The sequence below is a fragment of the Aeromonas sp. R7-4 genome, from assembly GCF_040908055.1.
Taxonomy (GTDB): domain Bacteria; phylum Pseudomonadota; class Gammaproteobacteria; order Enterobacterales; family Aeromonadaceae; genus Aeromonas; species Aeromonas sanarellii.
This window is the reverse complement of the sequence record NZ_JBFODA010000053.1, coordinates 1-4,126: the sequence shown is the minus strand read 5'-3', so window position 1 is coordinate 4,126 and position 4,126 is coordinate 1. Positions and strand designations below refer to the sequence as shown.

Annotated in this window: 4 protein-coding genes; all 4 read left to right on the top strand. The window is 47.7% G+C overall.

Annotation, left to right across the window (positions count from 1 at the left end):
- Positions 1-1,346 (top strand): tyrosine-type recombinase/integrase (locus tag AB5Y72_RS14135; RefSeq protein WP_368199099.1); only part of this gene is annotated, 1,346 nt, incomplete at its 5' end.
- A 712-nt stretch (positions 1,347-2,058) separates the two neighbouring features.
- Positions 2,059-3,255 carry a tyrosine-type recombinase/integrase gene (locus AB5Y72_RS14130; protein WP_041994659.1) on the top strand — a complete coding sequence of 399 codons (1,197 nt, stop codon included), beginning with the start codon at positions 2,059-2,061 and terminating at the stop codon, positions 3,253-3,255.
- 137 nt (positions 3,256-3,392) lie between these two features.
- Complete coding sequence (locus AB5Y72_RS14125) at positions 3,393-3,803, top strand: hypothetical protein (RefSeq protein ID WP_325782927.1); 411 nt, start codon at positions 3,393-3,395, stop codon at positions 3,801-3,803.
- Positions 3,804-3,848: 45 nt separating this feature from the next.
- Positions 3,849-4,126, top strand: a 278-nt coding sequence (locus AB5Y72_RS14120; RefSeq protein WP_176235144.1) for a transposase, incomplete at its 3' end; no start/stop codon positions are given.

Below are 4,126 nucleotides of genomic sequence, written 5' to 3'. Positions count from 1 at the left end.
TGATTTTTTTCCTGGATCAACTGGGTGGAACAATCATGTATCTGAGTAAAAATGCCTCCGGCACCTACTACACTCGTCTCCCGCTGCCTAAGTCATTACGTGACCGTGGCTTGCCCTTCGCTATCCGTACTTCCCTTTGCACCAAAGATAGGCAGCTCGCTGTAGATCGAAACCTGGCTGTGGCAGCTCGCACTCGCGCACTGATCGCGGCTACCCCTGCCGATACGGCTCCCCGCAGTTTCTATCGCTGGATCCGCGCCGATCTAGACGCGTTCAAGGCAGCGGGGTTCATCCTGCCGCCTCAAACACCTTCCACACCTCGTGAACCTTCTGTTGATGGCTCAGCTTGCCCCAGCAGTGGGATCACGCTCACCCACGCACTGGCGAGATTCATCGAGACTAAAACCAGTGAGGGGATCCAGCATAAGTCGGTGGGCCAGCTCCAACTTCGGATCAACGCCTTCGTCACCTGGGCCAAAGGGGTCAAAGTCGATGAGGTGACGCCCGCGCTAGCACAGGAGTATCGCAACGGCTTGCTGCGTAAGGCCGACATCAGTTTCAAAACCAAGACCGATTATTTGGCTGCCCTGAAACAGTTCTTCCGTTGGTGCGTGGCACTGGACTATTGCAGTCGTAACCCATTCGATGGGCTGACGGCAGGTAAAAAGCCGAACAAACGGGCGGATGAGGAACGAGTGCGTTGGTATCGCCCTCAACTGGCTCAGCTGTTTGCCAGCCTGCGCAGCAAACAATCCCAGAAAGGTAAAAAGTTGAAAATCCAGGACTGGTGGGTACCGCTCTTGTGCCTGTACGCAGGGCTGCGTCCCTCTGAGGCCTGTCAACTCAAAACTCAGAACATCAAACAGGTTGAGGGGATTTGGTGTTTGATGGTTGATGCGGGAGAGGCGGATCAACAGCTCAAAACCGTCAATGCGTACCGTACCGTGCCACTGCACAGTGCGTTGATCGGACATCAATTCCTGGATTATGTGGAGAGTCGTCGCAGTCAAGGGAAGGTATTTTTGTTCGATGACCAACCATCAGGCAAAGACGACGACTGGGCGCATAACATCACCTGTCGCTTCCAACGCCACCTCAATGAGGCTGGCATCGTAGGTCAGGGCCGCCCCACCATTTACGGGATGAGACACACGTTTATCGATGAGCTGCAACAGGCGGACGTTGCTGAGCATATTGTGGCCGAACTTGCGGGACACAGTAAAAATGGCCTGACGTTTGGCCGCTATGGCAAACGTGTGAACATTAGGCTGCTGAATGAGAAAATCCAATCCCTTCCTACCGACCTGATACCCCACCACCTGCTGTCAGGGGGAAAATCACCGTAAAGATGACGCATATTTTTTGGGTAACAGGGCTGTCTCCCCCCCATGAAAAAACCAATATGAGAGCATTTCTCGGCGGTTTAATGGGGCGGGTATGGCCCTATCTTCATGATTTATAATGATTTTAAGCGCATTGTAAAATATTTAAAAAACCTAATAAAAATATATTGACATTTCTTTTTCTTTGTGCGTTATTTTCATTGACGAGTGGTCCTCAATCGTTGTAGTATGCTGATAAAGCTGCTAACAAGGACATAACAACGACAGTAAACACGAAGGATCGAAACGAAATGAATATGGCGTAGAACACACCGACACGTTTATCTCGTTCAAACAAGGGTTATCACCCCTTCAGATTTAAAAAATGCCGCCAATATCACAGCTATCTTCGATACGCTGAACGGGTTGTTATTACCCAAATTCGGGTGAAGTGAATAACACATGGTATTTGCTTGATGCAATGTTGAGTAAAAATCTGACGGGAACATTTGATTATATCGATTAAATGACATCAGCTATCGCTAATGTATACTTGGCATTTGACAAATTAACAGGATTTTGAGGTGAAACTTATCTGTTTATAGCGTCACAGAGTAATTTATATCGCTGTTTTTAGGTGCACTATTACCCTCTCGGTATCGATGCGTGAGCATCACGTTTTGCTATTGCTGTTTTTGTAATTGAAGGAGTATTTATAACTGTAATGAGGGTAATTATGAACAAACAAACCAATAAAAGGACCGTTCAAAAACAAAAAACTAAACACAACACTGTGCGTTCAGTCATTGTTGATGAGCATTCACTGGCGTCAGCCATTCGTCAGCACCTGGAAATCAAAAAATACCAGTATGCGCAGACAACCTATGACATTTCGAAGCGTAAAGCAGAACAGTTGATAAAATGGATTGGTGATAAACCGCTGACGTCATATCGTGCGAGTGACATTGAACTGCTCGTAGTGAAATTTTGCAACAAAAAATATAAAGGAAATACCATTAACCAATATTTGGATATATTGAGACAAGTCTTTGCCCGAGCTGTCAGCGATGGTGTTATTCATACCAGTCCAATGGATGGCATTAAAAAATGCAAATTTGAGGTGGACGAACCCGATCCATTTTATCAATACGAAATTAAGGCATTTCTTGCCCTGAAAAGCACCCATTTGCTGGAGGTGTCACTCATCCAACTCGGTATCTCTACGGGTCTGCGCATCAGTGAGTTAATGGCGGTCAGTGCGGAGGCGGTCAATCTCGACAAGAAGACCTTATTGGTTGACCTTGCGTTGGTTGATGGGCAGTACAAAACGCCCAAAACCAGGGGATCTATTCGCACGATAGAGCTGTCAGAACAGGCTGTTGGATCTCTCAAAACCTTGATGAGGCTAGCGGAGCATCGTAAGGCTAAGAAGATTACGGTCACGAGGTCGGACAATCGCACTCAGATGAGTGAACAACGCACCCTGCTGGCTTACTACAGCGCCAAAAGGCGCAGTTATGCCTCGGTTGATGAGTTCCGTGAGCGGTTTTTCAGGCCGTTCTGTCAGGCTGCTGGGGTGCGTTATCGGGGGCCATCTCAATTTCGGCACACCTATGCAAGCCAACTGCTCTCGGCGGGGATCAGCATCGAGTGGATAGCCCGTCAGATGGGGCACACCGGTACGGAAATGGTGGTACGCCATTATGGCAAGTGGTTGATGGAGGACGCCCCTGATTATAGGGGTAGGGCTGACACGGTATTTAATGCCTGTATGGCTGGTCAGCAGGCTCAAGTTACTGTGCCGAGCTGTAATCAAAAAACTGAAGATAAAAACACAGAAAGCGAATTCGATGTCGACGCATTACTGGCAACTCCTGCTGTCATGCAGAGATTGATGAGTGTTTTAATGCAGCGAATTTCTGTGGCGCAGTAAATCACTGTCTACATCACGCATTCAGAATTAATTTAAAACTAAATCGTACCTTTAATAAAGGGATCCACGTCGTGGGTGGGGAAATCCTGCCCACTATCTAAAGAAGGCGTTATTCAAGCGCTCTGGGAGATGACCGAATGGCTACACAGGCAACGGAAAAGGAATATGAAAGACTGGCAAAAAATCATTATGAAATCCTAAAGAAAAAGGGCCTCAATATCACAGCAAAAAACATTGCGGATGAATTGTTGGCTCGCGCTTCAGAATGCAGTCCTGGCTATTGGCGAAAACTGCGCTGTGCACTGGTATATCATCAACAATTGTTGAATTTTCCCGACGCGGCCGAGCGAATTCAAGCCCTGAGTAGGCCAGATATACCGGTTAAGGCAAAACAAAAAAGAGTTAAAAAGGTCGATAATGATGATCTCGTTGCACTGATTCAGTATTTTAAGGCGCGTAATGACAGCGCTATGTTGGCGGCCATATTGTTGTTTATGCGCGCGGGGATAAGACCTGCTGAACTAGGGAAGGTGCGAACAAGTCCCTGATATGAGATCATGTTTGTCATCTGGAGCCATGGAACAGGGTTCATCATGAGTCATCAACTTACCTTCGCCGACAGTGAATTCAGCAGTAAGCGCCGTCAGACCAGAAAAGAGATTTTCTTGTCCCGCATGGAGCAGATTCTGCCATGGCAAAACATGGTGGAAGTCATCGAGCCGTTTTACCCCAAGGCTGGTAATGGCCGGCGACCTTATCCGCTGGAAACCATGTTACGCATTCACTGCATGCAGCATTGGTACAACCTGAGCGATGGCGCGATGGAAGATGCTCTGTACGAAATCGCCTCCATGCGTCTGTTTGCCCGGTT